This window comes from Brevibacillus composti (assembly GCF_016406105.1).
Lineage (GTDB): Bacteria > Bacillota > Bacilli > Brevibacillales > Brevibacillaceae > Brevibacillus > Brevibacillus composti.
Genome location: NZ_CP066308.1, coordinates 2,443,115 through 2,461,021, shown reverse-complemented (window position 1 = coordinate 2,461,021; position 17,907 = coordinate 2,443,115). Strand labels below are relative to the sequence as shown.

At 54.4% G+C, this 17,907-nt stretch carries 14 protein-coding genes and 1 pseudogene; 12 read left to right on the top strand and 3 right to left on the bottom strand.

What is annotated here, in order from left to right; translation table 11 throughout:
• Window positions 1-2 precede the first annotated feature (2 nt).
• The 8 genes and pseudogenes from JD108_RS12675 to JD108_RS12640 form a co-directional block, all read left to right on the top strand.
• A complete protein-coding gene (locus JD108_RS12675) occupies window positions 3-1,799 on the top strand; it encodes a fatty acyl-AMP ligase (protein ID WP_198826433.1) in 1,797 nt (598 codons plus the stop codon).
• A 45-nt stretch (window positions 1,800-1,844) separates the two neighbouring features.
• Window positions 1,845-2,282, top strand: a complete 438-nt coding sequence (locus JD108_RS12670; protein ID WP_198826432.1) for a DUF1360 domain-containing protein — start codon at window positions 1,845-1,847, stop codon at window positions 2,280-2,282.
• A 33-nt stretch (window positions 2,283-2,315) separates the two neighbouring features.
• Entirely contained in the window at window positions 2,316-3,251 is a 936-nt protein-coding gene (epsC, locus tag JD108_RS12665) for a serine O-acetyltransferase EpsC (RefSeq protein ID WP_198826431.1), read from the top strand.
• Between the two features lie 48 nt (window positions 3,252-3,299).
• Window positions 3,300-4,523, top strand: coding sequence for an efflux RND transporter periplasmic adaptor subunit (locus JD108_RS12660; protein WP_198826430.1), 1,224 nt, complete (start codon window positions 3,300-3,302; stop codon window positions 4,521-4,523).
• Window positions 4,524-4,534: 11 nt separating this feature from the next.
• Window positions 4,535-7,585 (top strand): efflux RND transporter permease subunit, encoded by a 3,051-nt coding sequence (locus JD108_RS12655; RefSeq protein WP_228728433.1) that lies wholly within the window; start codon window positions 4,535-4,537, stop codon window positions 7,583-7,585.
• Between the two features lie 20 nt (window positions 7,586-7,605).
• Window positions 7,606-8,289 carry a 4'-phosphopantetheinyl transferase family protein gene (locus JD108_RS12650; protein ID WP_198826428.1) on the top strand — a complete coding sequence of 228 codons (684 nt, stop codon included), beginning with the start codon at window positions 7,606-7,608 and terminating at the stop codon, window positions 8,287-8,289.
• Window positions 8,290-8,407: 118 nt separating this feature from the next.
• Window positions 8,408-9,139 (top strand): thioesterase II family protein, encoded by a 732-nt coding sequence (locus JD108_RS12645; RefSeq protein ID WP_198826427.1) that lies wholly within the window; start codon window positions 8,408-8,410, stop codon window positions 9,137-9,139.
• Window positions 9,140-9,311: 172 nt separating this feature from the next.
• Window positions 9,312-11,006, top strand: a pseudogene (locus JD108_RS12640) (IS1182 family transposase); the annotation flags it as partial.
• 156 nt (window positions 11,007-11,162) lie between these two features.
• On the opposite strand, the gene JD108_RS12635 reads toward JD108_RS12640, so the two are convergent.
• The 3 genes from JD108_RS12635 to JD108_RS12625 form a co-directional block, all read right to left on the bottom strand.
• On the bottom strand, window positions 11,163-12,095 hold the full coding sequence (locus tag JD108_RS12635) for a manganese-dependent inorganic pyrophosphatase (RefSeq protein ID WP_198826426.1): 933 nt from the start codon (window positions 12,093-12,095) through the stop codon (window positions 11,163-11,165).
• Between the two features lie 132 nt (window positions 12,096-12,227).
• Complete coding sequence (locus JD108_RS12630; protein WP_198826425.1) at window positions 12,228-12,437, bottom strand: ferredoxin; 210 nt, start codon at window positions 12,435-12,437, stop codon at window positions 12,228-12,230.
• A gap of 103 nt (window positions 12,438-12,540) precedes the next feature.
• Window positions 12,541-13,452 carry a hypothetical protein gene (locus tag JD108_RS12625; protein WP_198826424.1) on the bottom strand — a complete coding sequence of 304 codons (912 nt, stop codon included), beginning with the start codon at window positions 13,450-13,452 and terminating at the stop codon, window positions 12,541-12,543.
• Between the two features lie 99 nt (window positions 13,453-13,551).
• Between JD108_RS12625 and JD108_RS12620 the strand changes: the two genes are divergently transcribed.
• From JD108_RS12620 to JD108_RS12605, 4 genes are read left to right on the top strand one after another with little or no spacing between them, the layout of a single operon-like run.
• A complete protein-coding gene (locus JD108_RS12620; RefSeq protein WP_198826423.1) occupies window positions 13,552-14,664 on the top strand; it encodes a YpbB family protein in 1,113 nt (370 codons plus the stop codon).
• Window positions 14,661-16,238, top strand: coding sequence for a RecQ family ATP-dependent DNA helicase (locus tag JD108_RS12615; protein ID WP_198826422.1), 1,578 nt, complete (start codon window positions 14,661-14,663; stop codon window positions 16,236-16,238). The genes JD108_RS12620 and JD108_RS12615 overlap by 4 nt, the downstream gene beginning before the upstream one ends.
• Window positions 16,235-16,816: a CPBP family intramembrane glutamic endopeptidase gene (locus JD108_RS12610; protein WP_228728135.1), complete on the top strand. Its 582-nt coding sequence runs from the start codon at window positions 16,235-16,237 to the stop codon at window positions 16,814-16,816. The genes JD108_RS12615 and JD108_RS12610 overlap by 4 nt, the downstream gene beginning before the upstream one ends.
• Complete coding sequence (locus JD108_RS12605; RefSeq protein WP_228728134.1) at window positions 16,813-17,853, top strand: LysM peptidoglycan-binding domain-containing protein; 1,041 nt, start codon at window positions 16,813-16,815, stop codon at window positions 17,851-17,853. Before JD108_RS12610 ends, JD108_RS12605 begins: the two co-directional genes overlap by 4 nt.
• Window positions 17,854-17,907 lie beyond the last annotated feature (54 nt).

Below are 17,907 nucleotides of genomic sequence, written 5' to 3'. Positions count from 1 at the left end.
ACATGGGACAAACAGGACTGGTCTCACCCAGGGTAGAGGATCAATTTTCTACCCTGGTCCAGATGCTGCAGTACAGAGCGGAGCAGATGCCTGACCGTTTGGCGTTTCAGTATCTGCTCCACGGCGAGGAGGAAGGGCCCAGCTTCACCTACCGGGAGCTGGATCTGCGGGCGCGCTCCATCGGGGGGTATCTGCGCCAAAAAGGGCTGGAGGGCAAGCGCGTCCTCCTCCTGTATCACGCCGGATTGGATTTTATTGAAGCCTATTTCGGCTGTCTCTACGCAAACGTCATCGCGGTTCCTGCCTATCCCCCAAAAGGAAACCACCACATGCAAAGACTACAGGCCATCATCCACGACTCGGCAGCAAGTGCGGTCTTAACCACCTCGCAAGTAAAGGAAAGCGTGACCCATTCAGCAGACAGCGGCGGCCTGCACCAGATCGAATGGCTGGCCAATGACGCGATTTCCGCCGCGGAAGCCGCAAGTTGGTCAAAGCCGTATGCCGATGAGGAGACCATTGCCTTTTTGCAGTACACCTCCGGTTCCACCGGCTCTCCAAAGGGTGTCATGGTGACACACGGCAATCTGCTGCACAATTTCCGCAGCATCCAGACCTCCTTCGCCTTGACAGAAGAGACGCCCATCCTCAGCTGGCTGCCGCTGTTTCACGATCTCGGGCTGATCGGCAAGGTGCTGCTTTCGGTATATACCGGTTCTCCCGCTTATCTGATGTCGCCCTTGGATTTTATCCAGCGGCCCAGACGCTGGCCGGCTGCCATATCCAAGTACCGCATCTATTATAGCGGCGGACCCAATTTTGCATATGACATGACGGTGCGCAAAACAAAACCGGAAGAGCGTGAACAATGGGATCTCTCCTGCTGGCGGGTGGCCATGAACGGTGCCGAGCCGATTCAAAGCGAGACGCTGCGCAGGTTCGCCGAAGCGTTCGAGCCCTCCGGCTTCCGCCTGGAGTACTTTCATCCCGGCTATGGTCTGGCAGAAAACACGTTGATGGTATCCGCAAGAGGCATCCAGCAAAGGCTCGGGATCTACGAGGTGAGCAAACAAGCGCTGAACGACGGGTACGCTGCCGAACCGCTGGACGAATCGGATCGGAAAGAGGTAGTCGGCTGCGGCCATACCTCTACGGATCAAGAGGTGCGGATCGTACATCCGGATACCCGCCAGACATGCGGAGACAATGAAGTCGGGGAGATTTGGGTCAAAGGGAAAAGCGCAGCGAAGGGGTATTGGGACAAGCCGGAGGTCTCCCGAGAGGTGTTTTATGCGCAGACCGCTGACGGCGAAGACGGACCGTATTTGCGCACAGGGGATCTGGGCTTTACGCGCAACGGTGAGATCATCGTCACAGGGCGCATCAAGGACATGATTATCATGCATGGTCAAAATCATTATCCGCAGGATATCGAGTACACCATCGAAACCTGTGATCCGATCTTTCGCCCGAACAGTTCGGCTGCGTTTACGGTTGACAAGGACGGCGAAGAGGTCCTGATTGTCGTCGCCGAGGTGCATCGCAAATACTGGCCGGTCAGCAGGCAGACGTTTGCCGAAAGCAAGGTCAGCCATCGTACGCCCGTCGTTCTGGAGGAGATCTGGACCACTGCCAGGAAAGCCGTCGCCGAAGCGCATGAATTGCGTTTGCACGAGCTCGTCTTGATCAAAGAGCAGTCCATCCCCAAAACATCGAGCGGGAAAATCCAGCGCAACGCCTGCAAGCAGGAATACCTGAGCCGTTCCCTGTCCATCTGGGGCGAGGGAGCAGAGCAGTGAAAAGCCTGACAAGAAAAAATCGAAAACTTAGGGAGGTAATGGATTATGGATATGAGCATGACCACTCTGATCGTTCTGAGCTTGGCCTGTTTTCGCCTGACCCATTTGCTGATTTCTGATGTCATCACCGCTCCCATTCGCTGGATTTTTGTCGAAGAGGTGGAAGAGCCGGATGCGCAAGGCCGGATGAACAAATACGTCTATCCCAAAATGCCTGCCTGGAAAGCGATCTTCGGGATTCTCTTTTCCTGCCCATGGTGCATGGGCGTGTGGGTAGGGGCAGCCTTGACCGCCGGCTGGTATTACTACCCGTCGATTACCTTTGCCATCTCCCTCATCTTCGCGATTTCCGCGGTCGCCGGATTGCTGGAAACCGTTACTCGCTACTGGGCCGTTCATACGTACAGCCCGACCCAAACGCAACTAAACAAATTTGACGAAATTAAACAACAATTCATGGATAGCAAAAATAAATCCGCCTGATTGTCCAAATAAGGAAAAGGGGGATCCATCCATATGGCACTTTCATGGGACGACAAAGAGACGGTTGCTCATCAGCTGTACCATGTCTTGAAAAGCAAGGACAACACGTATCTGCGCATTTCCAGACATGCGCTCGAAAAGCGTGCGATGGCGTTCATTCAGTCTGTGTACACACTCTTTTTCCCCGATCATTTGGTGATTCCCGAACACGAAAAGGATTTTCTGAACTGGCTGACCGAGCAAGCCTCCGAGGTGGAAGAAAAGATCGTTGATCTGCTTCATCCGATCACCTGTCATGACACCAACGGGCGTGCATTGGGAAATTGTGACGAAGCTGGCGGATGCCGCGCTCACGCGGATGAATTGATTCACAAAATGCCGGAAATTCGACGGTTGATCAGCTATGATGTGACGGCAGTCTACGAGGGTGACCCGGCCGCCACCGGAGTAGAAGAGGTGATCCTGGCATATCCGGGGATATTTGCGGTGGTGGTGTATCGGGTGGCGCATGCGCTGCTGAACCAGGGGGTCGACGTGATTCCCCGCATGCTGACAGAGTGTGCCCACGCGGTGACGGGAATCGATATACACCCGGGAGCCAAGATTGGCAAAGGTTTCTTTATCGACCACGGGACAGGGGTCGTCATCGGCGAGACGTGCGAGATTGGCGACCATGTCAAGATCTATCAAGGGGTGACGCTTGGCGCATTGAGCATCCCGAAAAACAAGCGGAGCTCCCCGCTAGTCGATCAGAAGCGGCATCCCACGATAAAGGATGATGTCACCATCTACGCGGGAGCGACGATTCTCGGCGGCAAAACGGTCATCGGGGAAAGGGTGCAAATTGGTGGGAACGTCTGGTGCACCGAAAGTGTTCCCCCTAACAGCAGGGTCCTGAATCGTCCCTCCATCGAGATTGGAACCAGACGACAAGAGCTGAAGCAGCCCACCCTGCCGGAACGCTGCTGATGTCAGCCGGTGGAAACTACACATGGAACTGGAGTGGGAGGAATGTTTGTGCGGAAAAAAGCTTTTTTTCTAGCAGGCTCAATCCTGTTGATCTTAACTGGTTGTGCTCCTGCCCAGCAGGCAAACCATCTGGAGGAAGAACCCCAGGCAAAAGTGGTCCAGGTCTTCACTGTCCGGCAACAGGCAGAACAACCTGTCCATAAGACGCTGGGGATCGTGGAAGCCAGAGGGGACCTCCTTCTCTCATTTGGCTCTGCCGGGAAAATCGGAAATGTACAGGTATCCAAGGGGGATAAGGTAAAGCAGGGACAGCTTCTGGCTACGCTGGAGACGGGCTATCTGCAAAGCAGTATCGACGTCGCCCAGAGCGAGGTAGAAGCGGCAAGCGCCCGCAGGTCCAAAGTGCTCAAAGGCGCTGCCGAAGAAGAGATCCAGAAGCAGCGGCTGCAGGTACAGAGTGACTTGCTTAGGCAGCAGCAGGTCCAGCAAGACATGGAAAATGGCAAGCGCTTGTTCGCTGGCGGAGCCATTTCCCAAAAAGAGCTGGAGCTGTTGGAAGCACAAGCGCAGCAGGCGGCCTTGACACTGAAAAGCTCGCAGCTTCAGCTCGAACAGCTGGTGAATGGGACGAAGGCGGAGGATGTGACGGTCGCTGCCGCCGCTGTCAAACAGGCGCAAGGCCGCGTGGAACAAGTGAGGCAAACCATTGATGAGACCCGGATCGTCGCGCCGGTCTCCGGCACAATCGTCGATGTGAGCAAACGGACAGGTGAGCTGGTCGGTCCCGGGGAGGTCGTTTTTCACTTGATGGATACGGACCAGGTCGTGGTGGAGATACAGGTCGATGAGGATCAGCTGCAGAGCTACCAGGCAGGCGCAAGCGTGCAGGTAAGCAATGATCAGGGGCTGAAGAGCGAGGGGACGATTGCCTTTGTTTCCCCGGCACGCGATCGGGTCACGGGGAAATACGCGGTCGAAATTGCCGTGCCGAATCCGCAGGAGGCATGGCGTCATGGAATGATTGCGACCGTCGAGAAGCCGCAGAAATTGAGCGGTTTCATCGTTCCTCTGGAGAGCGTCGGCATCTCTGGCTCCGAGCGCTTCGTGATGGTCGTCGAGGACGGTGTCATCGCGAGAAAGGTGGTAGAAACGGGTCGAATCATCGGGAACCAGATGGAGATTCTCTCAGGCGTAAAGGAAGGCGACCAGCTGCTTCGTACCGGTATAACCTACTACGTAGCGGGTGAGAAGGTAATCGCTAAGGAGGACTAATCTTGGAAAAAATGATCGATTTATTACTGAAGCGACGGCTGATCATCTACTTGTCCACTCTCCTGATAGTGATTGCTGGATTAGGTTCCCTGTATTCTTTTAACATCGAACTGCTTCCGAAGACCAATCTTCCGCAGATCAGCGTCCGGGTCTCCGGTGCGGCTCTGCCTCCTGAAGAGATGGAAGAAAAAGTGACGAACCCAATCGAACAGGAGCTCAGGACGGTCGCGGGAATAACGGATTACACCTCGCGGACCGGCACGGGTTTTTCCCAGATCATGATCACGGCGGAAGGAAGCCAGGGGGAAAAAGTAAAGCAAGAGGTGCAAACCATTGTGAACCGCTTGCGAAACGGATTTCCCCAAGGCATCGACCAGGTAGACATCACACAGATGAATCTGGGGGATGAGCAGCTGATCGATTTTGCTCTGGTGGGTGCCGATCCCCAGGCGCTTCTCCAGATCGCCCATACCACGATTCGGAACAAAATCAAAGCGGTGCCAGGGGTAAAAGCAGTCGATGTCATGGAACGGAGTATCGGAAATGAAATCACCATCACGCTGGATCCCGATCGGATTGCCGTCTACGGCATGACAGTTTCCCGCGTGATGGAGCAACTGCAGATGATGAACGGGAAACAGGCTGTCGGCATGATCGAAAATACCGGATTTGACACGGTCGTCATGGTGGACGGCTCGATCAAAAGCGTTCACCAGCTCACTTCCGTGCTGATTGAAACACCGATGGGCGCTGTCCCCCTCCATACCCTGGCCACGATACAAGACAACCGGGGAAAAATCTCGGACTCTGTCGGGATGACAAACGGTCAGGTGCTGGTGCAGATCAGCGTGACACGAGGAGCGGGTACTGACCTGATCGAGACCCAGAGACAGGTGGAGCAGGCCGTAAAAGAAGTGGTTGATGCATCCAATGGTCAATATGAAGCCAAAGTGATGTTTGAAGGCGGCTCCTTTATCGAAAACGCGGTGGGCAATTTGAGCCGGGACGTGATGATCGGGGGATTGCTCGCGGTACTCATCCTGCTGGTGTTCTTGCGAAATTGGCAGGTCACTCTCGTCATCGCGACAACGCTACCGCTATCGGCTTTCATGACTTTCATCGCGATGAAAGTCGCGGGCTACCACATCGATCTGGTGACACTGGTCTCACTCAGTCTTTGTGTCGGACTGGTCGTCGATGCGGCGATCGTGATGCTGGAGAGCATCTATCAATTCCGGGAAAAAGGGGAGACTTTGCACAGCGCGATCGTCAAAGGAAGCAAAGAGGTATTCACGCCGATTCTCACCTCCCAGCTGACGCTGATCGTGGTTTTCTTGCCGCTTCTGTTTGCCGATTTTGAGGACTGGCTAAAGCCGATTCTGCACACCATCGCGTTTACGGTGACTTCCACGATCGTCGCTTCCACCATCGCTGCCTATTTTTTCGTGCCAGTATTTGCGCAAAGATTCTTGAAGCATGACAAAGGCTCGGCCCTAAAAGCAGGGGAGGGCACAAAGCAGCTCACCGTGGTCGGCTGGTTTTATCGGCTTTTGCAAATGGCCCTGAGACACCGCGTAAAAACCGTGCTTGTGGCTGTCGTCCTGTTCATAGGCGTGATGATGCTTGCTCCTTTCATCAAGATGGGTGAAAATTTGAACCCCTATGAAAATCTGATGCAGGCGGAAATCAGGATGCCCAGCGGCTTTACCGTAGAGATGACCAAACAGGCGGGGCTTGAGGCGGAAGAAAGTTTGCGCCAGATCGCGGATGTTCAGGATGTGTTTTTCTTTGCCAGTGAGGAGATGGCCCAGTTTTACATTTCCCTCGTGGGCAAAAAACAACGCCAGCACAGCAAAGAAGAATTGACCAAAGCAATCAATGAACGTCTCTCCCGGGTGACGTACGTGGAAAGGGTATCGACCACATTTGGTGGCAGCGGGGAAGACGCCCCGATTCAGATCAATGTGATCGGGGAAGATCTGGAAACCAGCCGCGAGATCGCGGGAGATATCGAAAAACTGCTGGCGACCGTTCCCGGCGTCATCAATATACGCAATGATTACGACCAGGGAAAAGAAAAGCTGACGCTGATTCCGGATCAAGAGAAGATGCTCCGGCTCGGTGTGGACCAGCGATCGCTGCTTGGCCAGCTCGGCATGATCCTGGGTGATCAAGTCGTAACGAAAATGACGATGAACGGCATGGAAGTCGATGTCGTCGCCAAGCTGCCGGAAGCATGGATGAAGCATCCGGATCAGTTGCGCAGCCTCATGATTACGACAGCGACGGGTGCTCAGGTCCGTCTCGCGGAGCTGGGAGAAATCCAGCACGGTAAATCTCCGGTCGTATTGAAGCATGAAAAAGGGGATCGACTCCTGACCGTATCGGCGGAATTGCTCGGAACAGATCTGGGAAGCAGTGGCCGTGCGATTAAAGAAAAGCTGAGCACGCTTGCCGCCGTGCCTGGCCATAAGGTGGAAATCGCCGGAAAGCTGAAAGAGCAGACAGCCAATATGACACAGGCTCTGTTCGTTTTCCTCGCAGTGGTGGCCATCATCTACGTCATTCTGGTCACCCAATTTGGCCGATTGTCGCATCCGTTTATCATCTTGTTAACCATACCGATGGCGCTGGTGGGCGTCGTGATCGGATTTTTGCTGACGAGGCGGACGCTCGGAGAGATGGCGATGATTGGCGTCATCATGCTGGTCGGGATCGTGGTGTCCAATGCGATCCTGTTGATCGACCGGATCAATCTGCTGAGAAGACGCGGTTATCAATTGAACGAAGCGATTCTCCAAGGGACGAAAGATCGTGTGCGCCCTGTCCTGATGACCAAGCTGACGGCGATCCTCGGGATGCTGCCGATGGCACTGGGACTGTCAGAGGGGTCCGATCTGCAAACCACGCTAGCTACTGCCGTGATTGGCGGATTGATTACCCATACGATGGTGACGCTCGTCTTGGTTCCCGTGCTGTATTCCCTGTTTGAGGGCAGAAAAGAAAAACGCTCACAAAAACGCCGCGAAAAATGGGAGACGGAAGCGATTTCGATACGCTAGACAGGGAGCGTGAGGTGGTCATGGTCCAGGTCTATGCAGTAAAAGTACCAGCCGTCATGCCGCAGCATATCTATGATGCGCTGATCGAACAGGTTTCGGATGAAAAACGCCAGAAAATCAGCAGATTCCGCAAGCAGGCGGATGCCTGCCGGACGTTGTTGGCGGATGTGCTTGCCCGTACCGTCGTCTCGCGAACGCACCAGATCGCAAAGGAAGAGCTCGACTTTCAGTACGATGCATATGGCAAACCATCTGTAAAAGGGAGAGCTCACATCCACTTCAATGCGTCCCATTCCGGAGACTGGGTCGTTCTCGCCATAAGCCCGGCTCCGGTTGGGATCGACGTGGAAAAGATCACTCCCCAGCATGTGGGCATTGCCAAACGTTTTTTTTCGCCGATCGAATACGAGGACTTCGCAAGACAGCCGGTGGAAAACCGTTGCGCTTATTTTTACGATCTTTGGACGCTGAAGGAGGCCTATCTGAAGGCAGTGGGCAAGGGGCTGTCCATACCGTTGGACTCGTTTGCGATCCGCAAGCAGGGGCACGACCATTTTTATTTGTCCGCCCACGCTGAGTCGCCCGAGCGTTGGTATTTTAAACAATATGGCCTCGACCCGGCCTATAAGCTGTCCGTTTGCGCACAGACGCGGGAATTTACCGATGAGCTGTACGTGACTCAGCCTTCTGAGCTGCTGACCTAGCAGACGGTATCCAGGGGCGATCTTGATTCTTATTGCTGTGAATTCCTGAAACGCAAAGCCGTCAGCGAGATTCTGGGCTCAGACGGTTTCCAAAGTGAGTGTCTGAGGAGGGGGTCTTTTGCCCAAGTACAAACTATTTTGCCTTCCGCACGCCGGTGGTTCTGCCAGCGCATATGCGAAGTGGAAGCCTCTGTTCCTGCCGAGAATGGAAGTGGTGCCAGTGGAGCTCGCGGGGAGAGGAGCGAGGTTGAAGGAAAAGTTGAACCGCAGCATGGAGCATGCAGTTTTCGACATCTACGAGCAGATACAGGGGCAGGTGGATGAGGGACCCTATGCGATTCTGGGACACAGCATGGGGAGCCTGCTCGCATTTGAACTGCTTCATCAACTCTCCGCCCGCGGACACAGGCTGCCCCAACTCGCGGTCTTTTCCGGCAGCAATCCGCCCCATCGGCCGGTGGGGAAGAGAAGACATCTCCTCTCTGACGAGGAGTTGCGGGAGGAGCTGCTGTTGTTTGGAGGGACGCCCGAGGAGCTTTTGCTGCATGAAGAGCTCCTGGAAATCATCATGCCGATCATCCGGGCGGATTTCCAGATCGTCGAGACGTACAGACCCCAAAACACTTCGGTTGCTTTTGATTGTGATTTTTTGGTTTTACAGGGGAAAGCCGATTTGTTTACGTCTGCGAAACAAGCGGGGGAATGGGGCAGGTACACGAGGCGATTGTGTCACCTGGAGCCGTTTCCCGGCGGTCATTTTATTCTGTTTGAACACGAGGAGGAAATTGCCCGTTTGATTCTGCAAAAAATGGAAGCGAAAACCCGCGCACTATTTCTCCATCCGCACTGACTGTCTTTCTTCCTAAGATAGGACGATGTTTGCCGTTTAGCCGGGAAATGTTCTTCAGATGGAAAGCGAAGAAAAAGGGGCTGTCCAGAAAGTCAGCATAAACTGACTTCTGGGCGCCCCGTTTTTGTTGAATGTAAAAAATAAGCACAAAAAAACCGTCTTTTCTTGTAAAATGGAAGTTACCACACTACCAATTCAAGAAAGGACGATTTTCTTGCGTAATCGGACGACTACTAATCATGATTATACCATGCAACTGGCTCTTCCTCTACAGGATGTGGAAGAAAAAATGATGCCCACGCGACATCTTGCCCCTACCTTCAAACCGTACGACAACAAGCAGGCTCAGATGATTCTGGATTTGGAGATGTATGTTCCCACCCATCATGTGGCTCGTGTCATTGATGAAATGATCGAAGCCATTCCGGATCAGCAGTTGTTTGCTCATTACACGGGCGGAGGCCGCAGTTCCTACCATCCCAAAATGATGCTTAAGGTGATCCTTTACGGCTACTCACAAAAGGTTTATTCCTGCCGCGGTATTGAAAAGCTGTTGCGTGAGAACCTCCCGGCCATGTGGCTGGCGGCGATGCAGCAGCCTGACTTCCGTACCTTGAACGATTTTCGCGGCGTGCGCATGAAAGCGTTCATGGACGAACTGTTTGAAACGATGATCCGCAAGCTCATCGCGGACAACTACATTTCGATGGAGCAGTACTTTTTGGATGGCACAAAGATTGAAGCCGATGCGAACAAGTACTCTTTTGTGTGGAAAAAATCCACGCTTCGCTTCGAGGAAAAGCTCAAGGAAAAGGTGCAGGCCACCCTTGCGCATATTCATACGCTCACGCAGCAAGAAGCTGGCGAATATGCAGCGGCAGACCCGGAAGAGCTCCCTGCCAAGCTCGAAGAAGCAGCGGCCGTGCTGGAGGAAAGAGTCGAAGGCTTAACCGAACAGCTCACGCAGACCAGCGGCAGCGAAGAGCGGAAAGCCTTGCGCAAAGCGCGCAGTGCCTTGAAGAGGCCGCTGAAACAGATTCGGAAGGATTTCCTTCCTCGCTTCGCCAAGTATGAGCAGCAGAAAGCCTGCTTTGGCGATCGCAACAGCTACTCGAAAACCGATCCGGACGCCACGTTTATGCGCATGAAGGAAGATCACATGAAAAATGGCCAACTGAAGCCAGGCTACAATGTGCAAATGGCCACGGAAAACCAGTTTGTTTTGTTCTACAGCATCCATCAGCGTCCTACGGATACACGATGCTTTATTCCGCATATGGAGCGATTGGCGGCGTCTTCGTTGCCGATGCCCAAAACCGTGATTGCCGACGCTGGCTATGGCAGCGAGGAAAACTACTTGTATGCGATGGGCGAAGAAAAACAGCCGCGATTTGAGTTTCTCATACCCTACGGCAACTATTTGAAGGAGAAAACCCGACGATACCAGAAGGACATCCGGCACGCTTCCAACTGGACGTATGAAGAGCAGGATGATCGCTTTGTTTGCCCGAATGGTCGATACGTTCGCTTTAAGAAATACCAGACGAAAAAAAACGCTTCTGGCCTGGAGCAAAGCTTCAAGATCTATGAATGTGAGGATTGTAGCGATTGCCCGCTCAAGCTCTCGTGCACCAAAGCAAAAGGGAATCGCCAGGTACACTGGAACACGATATGGGAAGAGTTAAAGGCAAAGGCCAAAAGAGCCCTTGAGGATGACGAGAAGTCCGCGATCTATGCTCGGCGTAAAGTGGAGGTAGAAAGCGTGTTCGGTCACCTCAAGGGCAACCGGTCGTTCCGACGGTTCTCCTTACGGGGGCTGGACAAGGTTCACGTCGAGTTTGGGATTGTGGCATTGGCCCACAATCTATTGAAAGTGGCAGGCATCCGCCTCGCTACTTTCCTGCAAAAGCAGCCGCACAAAAAAGCTGGACGGAAAACATTACGTTTTTCCGCCCAACTTTTTATTTTGGGGACTTATTGGACAGCCCCTTTTTACGTACGGTCTCTATTTCGGGAAAAGGAATTACATGCTGGAGAGCGTATCCGTCAAAACAGGCACGATTTGCTTTTTGCGGGAGACGACGCCTTTCAGCACCGCTTTGTTCTGATCCAGCTGTACGTTGTACGCTTTTTCCACGGCATGAGCAGCCTTGCCCAATGCCAGTCCGATGGAATCATTGTTCAGAATATCGGTCACGACAAATAGGAACAGGTCGAGCCCTTTTTCTTCGATAATGGCGGAAAGAGCAGCCTCGAGCTCGGCTTGACGAACCATGACTTCGTTGACGTCCACGGCATTTACCTGGGCGATTTCTACTTTGTAATTGCCCATTTGAAACTCCTTGGCGTCCAGGGAGATGAGCTGCTGGATAGATTTGTCGCTAAGATCCGCGCCTGCCTTCAGCATTTCCAGGCCGTAGCTTTCCAAGTCGACACCAGCGATCTCCGCCAATTCACGCGCTGCCGCCACATCCTGGTCGGTGCAGGTGGGGGACTTGAGAAGAAGCGTGTCGGAAATGATCGCGGACAGCATCAGTCCTGCCATCTCTTTGGAAATGTCTACGCCGTGCTCCTTGTACATTTTTTTCAATATCGTCGTGGTGCAGCCGACAGGCTCTGCACGGTAATAGAGGGGATTGCTTGTTTCAAAATTGGCGATGCGGTGATGGTCGATGACCTCTACCACTTGCACTTGGTCGATGTCGCTTACGCTTTGTTGACGCTCGTTATGATCTACCAGGATGACCTGATCCACTTCATTTGCGGCTGTTTCGATCAAACGGGGGGCGGCTACCTGAAACGTATCCAGGACGAAGCGCGTTTCCCCGCCAATTTCTCCGAGGCGAACCGGTTCTACGTCAGCGCCCAGTTTGGTTTTCAGATCCGCGTAGACCAGCGCAGAACAAATGGAATCCGTATCGGGATTCCGGTGTCCAAAGATAAGAGTTTTTCCCATCCGAATTGCTCCTTCATAGTTTTTTGGCGAGAAAATTATACCATGAATTGCGGGCAAAATGTGTTCAAAATGAAAAAACCCCCCACGTCCATAAAAGTCGTGAGCGGTTTTTTGTGTTGTGAGCTGGGAATCTTACTCTTCCACTTTAATGGAATCAGTTGGGCATCCTTCTGCCGCGTCACGTACGTCGTCAAAAAGGATTTCCGGAATCTCAGCGCTGTTGGTGTTGTCGTCGATCTTGTTGAAAGCGAGGCCCTCGTCATCGTAATCGAAAACGTCAGGAGCCGTTGCGCCACAAGCACCGCAAGCGATACAAGTATCTTTGTCTACCCATGTGGTCATCGTGGTTTCACCTCCCATACCCAATGGTACGTCCACTGTCATAACTCATTGTATGCTGTGTCTGGTAAGATTTCAAGAATGAATCGCATCTAAAAATGTACGACTATCGATACAGGGGGATTTCCGGTGTCTTCAAGCTGCTGTAATGCTTGTGCTGGAACTCTTTGAAGTCCCCGCTGTGAACCGCATCTGTCGCGGTGAGGACGCGGACGGCGGCATGGAGATCCTTGATTCCTAAATTTTTGACATCATCGGACTCGAACAACAAATCGAGCCGGGCCGTCAAATCTTCCGGGTTGTAGCCGCCCCATTTGTTGTGCGCTGTCATCGCAGTGGCCGCGAGGTACGTCTTGTAATGGAACGGCAGCTGCTTCCATTGCTCTATGCTGACTGCAGCCGGTAGTTCCTTGGGCAGAGGCTGCTTGGTGACATAAGCGGACTCCCAGGCCGCCAGCGAATGGTAAAATTGCTCGTTGGCTTTGAACCAGTTGGTCAAGGCGAGCCGGGCCGTGATTTCGTCCGGCGAGAGAGCATTATTATTCTGATCGGATAGCAATTGCTTCATACCATCCAAATAAGCCCGTGCCCCTGCTTGATACTGCGTATGGGCCTGCACCAGCAGAGGAGAGGTGGGCAGCGGCACTTCCTTGCCGAGCTGCGTAGTGGTTTGCTTGGCGGCTTCGATCAGGGCTTTTATGCTGTCTTTGCGAGTGGCAGGGTCCTGATCGGGCCAAGCCTCCATCTTTTCAAAATGGACGCGCTTCAGCTCCAGAAAGGGGGCGTAGACCGCGTAGTAAAAACGGATAAAGTCCTGTTCGCTGTAGAGCTTTTGCTCGCGCAGCTGACGCTCCCGCTCCGCTTCCAATCTCTGCTGTTCCACGATGGCAGCCTGCTCCGCCGCGATCTTTGATTTCATATAATAGGCGCCGAAAAAAAATCCGCCAACCAGGCAAGCAAGTGATATGATGATCATGTAGGCAAATAAAAATTCAGATTTCGACAGACGCTTGTTCATATAATCCTCCACAGTTGTTGGTACGAGTAAGGGATGCGTTCGCCGGGCCTTTGTACACGAGGGCCAGGGGAGCATGCCCGTTTATGAAAAGGAGTAGCCATGAGCAGTCCAACTCTTTCCGAACAGGAATGGACCTTTTTGTGTTCCCTGCTGCTCGGCGGGATGAAACCCCTGGCAGGGGAGAGGACGATCCAGTCCTTGTACTATATCCTTCGCGGACGAAAAGCCAACCAGACCTTGCAGGACGTTCATTTATACAGCCTTTATCCGTATTATCGGATGTTTCCCCGCCTTTTGAAAGAGGAATGGGAGAAAATTGTTCGGCGAATGCAGGAGAATGGCCTGATCATCGCCATCCCTGCAACCGAAAACAGGAAAAAGCCGTCCTTTCAGCTGACGGAAAAAGCGCAGCAACTGTCCCGGGAAGCCGAGGAGAAATACCGGCTATCCTTTTGGTTTGCTCCATTTGACAGAGCGGACATCCCCGAACAGCTGGACACGTTTTGGCTGCGCCTCCATCTGCTGGTGCAGACGTGCTCCCATTTGTTAGAAAATGACGTGTCCTTTCAGCCGATCGTCCAGGACAAACGGATCCAGCGCTGGGTCAGAATGCAGCTGTCTGGCGGGCAGGACCGGAAGCGCTGGCTTGACGGGCTGGCGGACGAGCTGTATGCATGCATGCGAATGCTGCCCGAGCCGGTTCAAGAGATCATAGTTCGCCTCTTCACAGGGTTGTCCCAATCGGGCGTGACGCTGACCCAGCTCGGCATGGAAAAACAGGAAGCGCCCTCCTACATACTGCTGCAGCTGCGGTCTGGCCTCGCCCGGATGATCACCTATTTGCAGGAGCACGCGCAGCAATTTCCGCTCCTTGCCTCTTTGCTCGCCAGGGAAGGAGAGCGGGATCCCCGCCTGACGGAGAGCGCATCGCTTACGTATGCGATGACCAAACGCGGCTGCACCATCGAAGAAATAGCCCAAAAGCGCGGGATCAAACCGAGTACAGTGGAAGACCATCTGGTGGAAATCGCCCTGCGTTGTCCGGAATGGGACAGTTCCGCCTACCTGCCGGCTGAATTGGCCGAACAGATTGCGGCCATTAGCGAAAAATTGGGGACAAGCAGGCTGAGAAGAGTGAAAGATCAGCTGGGACCGGGCGTTTCCTACCTGCAGATCCGCCTGGCGCTGGCGAGGGGGAGGGGAAGCGAATGAATGAGAGATGGCGGACATGGCTGCATGATCAATTGCGGCTTTATTTCGGCTATACAGCTTTCCGACCCGGACAGCTGGAAATCATGGAGAGGATCTGGCAGCGCAAGAATGTGCTGGGGCTGCTGGCCACCGGCGGAGGGAAGTCGATCACCTATCAGCTGCCGGCACTCTGCCTGCCAGGGACGGCCGTCGTCGTCTCGCCGCTGATCTCGCTGATGGTCGATCAGGTCCAGCAGCTACGCGGCAAGCGGCGCATTCCTGCCGCCTATGTCAACAGCATGCTGGAACCGGCGGAAGCGCGTGAGCTGTTGGCCGAGATCGCCAGCGGCGTCTGTAAAATGGTGTACGTGTCGCCGGAAAAATTGCAAAGTCCGGCTCTGCAAATGGCGCTGCGCCGCGCGGGAGTGTCCATGGTGGCTGTCGACGAGGCGCATTGCATCTCCCAATGGGGTCATGACTTTCGCACAGATTACCTCCGCTTGCCCGAAGTGATCAAACAGTTGGGTACCCCTCCCGTGCTCGCGGTGACGGCTACTGCTGCGCCCGGCGTGAGGGAGGAGATATGCAGACTGCTGCAGATTGAGCCAGGCGATGTGGTGGCACAGCCGCTGAACCGAGGCAATATTGCGATGGACATCATCCCGGTGAAGTCAGAGGAGGAGCGCCGACGTCTGGTCGCCAAGGCAATCGAGGAGCTGGAGGGGCCGGGCATCGTCTATTGCGGCACGAGGCAGGCGGTCGAGGCTTTGGCTGCCGAATGCCAGATTGCCGGAAAAAAACGAGTGCACGGTTACCACGGCGGAATGAGCGGCATGGATCGCATGGTCGTCCAGACCCAGTTTTTGCGTGACGAGCTGGATGTGATCGTGGCTACCAATGCCTTTGGCATGGGCATCGACAAGCCGGATATCCGCTACGTGCTTCACTATCACTTTCCCCCCAGCCTGGAAGCATACGCCCAGGAGATCGGCAGGGTGGGACGCGATGGGCAGGCTGGCTATGCCGGCTTGTACTATGCCCCGGAAGACAGGCTGATTCACGCCCATTTGCAGGGAAAAGAATATCCCACAGAGGAGCAGCTGCACCGTTTTCTGCAGCTCCTGTCAAGCCAGGGGCTGATCTCGCTGCAGGAGCTGCTTCTCGCCGACATACCGGAAGAGATGGCCGGCTTGTTGTTTTTTTATGCGGAGCAGGCGGGTTGCGTCAGCGATGTGTCCACAGGCCGCGATCACATTCGCTACGCCTTCGCGGAGGCGTCCCGCTCAGCCAGACAGGAGACAGCGGCGGCCATGATGCGGGCGATGGAGACGCCCAAACGGCAAAAGAGAAAAAAACTGATCGATATGCTCTCCTGGTTGGAGGGCGCTGGCTGCTTTCGGGAGCGGTTGAACCGTTATTTTGGCGAGACCGACCGCTCGTTTTCACACGCATGCTGTACATACTGCGGACTTGATCCATCGGCTTTCAAACGAGTTGGGACCCCGGCAAGCGGGCAGACGAACAAAACAGAATGGAATTTGCGGAAGGCATTGGAAAACCTTTTGCCGAATAAAAAGGGAGGCAGTGTCTGTTGAAAGAGCAGCATCCTATGATTGACGACGCGACACTGCGCTTTCATCTGTGGCTGACGCAGCTGATCGTACTGGGACTGGCAGCAGCGGGGAGCCTGATCTTTCACGGTTGGGAAAAATCGCTCGCCCTCTTCCATCTCCCGCCAGCAAGGGCATTACTCTGGTCGGGAGGGGTCGCTCTGCTCGTCGTCCTCACCAGCATCGCGATGGACCGTTATTTGCCGCCAAAATGGCAGGATGACGGAGATATAAACGAACGGATCTTTTCCGGGCTCTCTCCTTGGCAAACAGCGCTGCTTTGCATCATAATCGGCCTGGGGGAGGAATGGCTGTTTCGCGGCGTCATTCAGCCGTTTGCCGGGAACCTGTGGACCAGCCTTTTGTTTACGTTGGTCCATGTCCGCTATTTGAGAAAGCCGCTGTTAATCGGCAGTGTTTTTCTTACGAGCTGGCTGTTGGGCTGTCTGTTTGAAGCAAATGGTCTGCTGCTCCCGCCGATTCTTGCCCATATCTTGATTGATCTTTTGCTTGCCTTCTATATTCAGTGTGGTTGTACGCGTGAGAGGAGGAGCCGGAAGTGACAAGGCATGAAGACAAACAGCCTTCAAAAAACAACGAATTCCCAGAGAGAATCGAATTGCCGGGAAGCATGGAACTGCTTGAGAGCTTAAAGCTGCTTGAAAGCGGAGAACCGCCGGAGAGCAGCGCCGGTTTCGCAGATCGCGAATGGCCGGAATCCGGCTTTGCTCGCGCCCAGAGCGATGGGTCGCTGCCCGGGACAAGCGGGGAAGAGCATCCTCCCGTCACCCTCCCAGAGCGTGCGGGCGCAGCCGGACAGCAGGGTTTCCCGCCGCGCCGTCTCAAACACCAGCAGCCAAGCCGAGACGGCAGGACGAGGACAGGTCCGTTTCCCTATATGACATTGCTCAAGGCAGGGCTGGCGCTGTTCGGCACGCTTTTCTTTGTCTTGATCGGCTTCGAATTGTACAAGGCGGCGCAGTCCGCGCCCGCGAAAGTCACGGTGGAGGAGAAGGGGTATGCTCCCGCGGGTACGGCTTCCACCCAGCCCATCCAGCAGACGGAGCAGGCCGGGAACGCCAAGGCTCCTCTCCCGGCCGAAAAGGTGGGTGCAGAGGCAAACGGACAGGGCGGAGCAACTGGCGGCACAGATGCTGTCAGCCTTGCGAGCCCCGGCGCCGGCCAAACGACTGGCGAAAGCAGCCTGGCCGGGGACACTGACAACACAAACGCCAATCCGTCCAGTCCGGCATCCGCTTCCTCCGCAACCGGCGTGGCTGCCCGTCCCCAAGCAGGGGACAAGAACGGCGCAACAGCCAAATCCGATGTGGCAACGAAGAACAATGGTGCAGCCAAATCCGAAGCTTCAGCGAAGAACGGCGGTGCTCCCAAGCCACAAACGGCAGCCGAGCAGTCCGTATCACCGGCGGAGCCAGGCGTGAGACAGCATAAAGTGAAAAAAGGGGAGACGCTCTTCCAATTGTCGCGCCTCTACTACGGACATAACAGCGGTGTGAAAAAAATCGCCAGCTACAATGGAATCAGCGCCGACGCGCAGCTCGTAGAAGGACAGATCGTCAAAATTCCTCCCCAATCGTAAAATCCGGCAAATAAGCCTATGCGGCAATGGCAAAAATAAGCGAAACGAAAACAG

What these genes read in the sequence shown, in the direction of transcription:
- JD108_RS12625 (WP_198826424.1), bottom strand. Translation starts at nt 13,452, where the DNA reads ATGAACAAGCGTCTGTCGAAATCTGAATTTTTATTTGCCTACATGATC.
- JD108_RS12655 (WP_228728433.1), top strand. Translation starts at nt 4,535, where the DNA reads ATGATCGATTTATTACTGAAGCGACGGCTGATCATCTACTTGTCCACT.
- JD108_RS12650 (WP_198826428.1), top strand. Translation starts at nt 7,606, where the DNA reads ATGGTCCAGGTCTATGCAGTAAAAGTACCAGCCGTCATGCCGCAGCAT.
- JD108_RS12620 (WP_198826423.1), top strand. Translation starts at nt 13,552, where the DNA reads ATGAGCAGTCCAACTCTTTCCGAACAGGAATGGACCTTTTTGTGTTCC.
- JD108_RS12635 (WP_198826426.1), bottom strand. Translation starts at nt 12,095, where the DNA reads ATGGGAAAAACTCTTATCTTTGGACACCGGAATCCCGATACGGATTCC.
- JD108_RS12670 (WP_198826432.1), top strand. Translation starts at nt 1,845, where the DNA reads ATGGATATGAGCATGACCACTCTGATCGTTCTGAGCTTGGCCTGTTTT.
- JD108_RS12615 (WP_198826422.1), top strand. Translation starts at nt 14,661, where the DNA reads ATGAATGAGAGATGGCGGACATGGCTGCATGATCAATTGCGGCTTTAT.
- JD108_RS12675 (WP_198826433.1), top strand. Translation starts at nt 3, where the DNA reads ATGGGACAAACAGGACTGGTCTCACCCAGGGTAGAGGATCAATTTTCT.
- epsC (WP_198826431.1), top strand. Translation starts at nt 2,316, where the DNA reads ATGGCACTTTCATGGGACGACAAAGAGACGGTTGCTCATCAGCTGTAC.
- JD108_RS12630 (WP_198826425.1), bottom strand. Translation starts at nt 12,437, where the DNA reads ATGACCACATGGGTAGACAAAGATACTTGTATCGCTTGCGGTGCTTGT.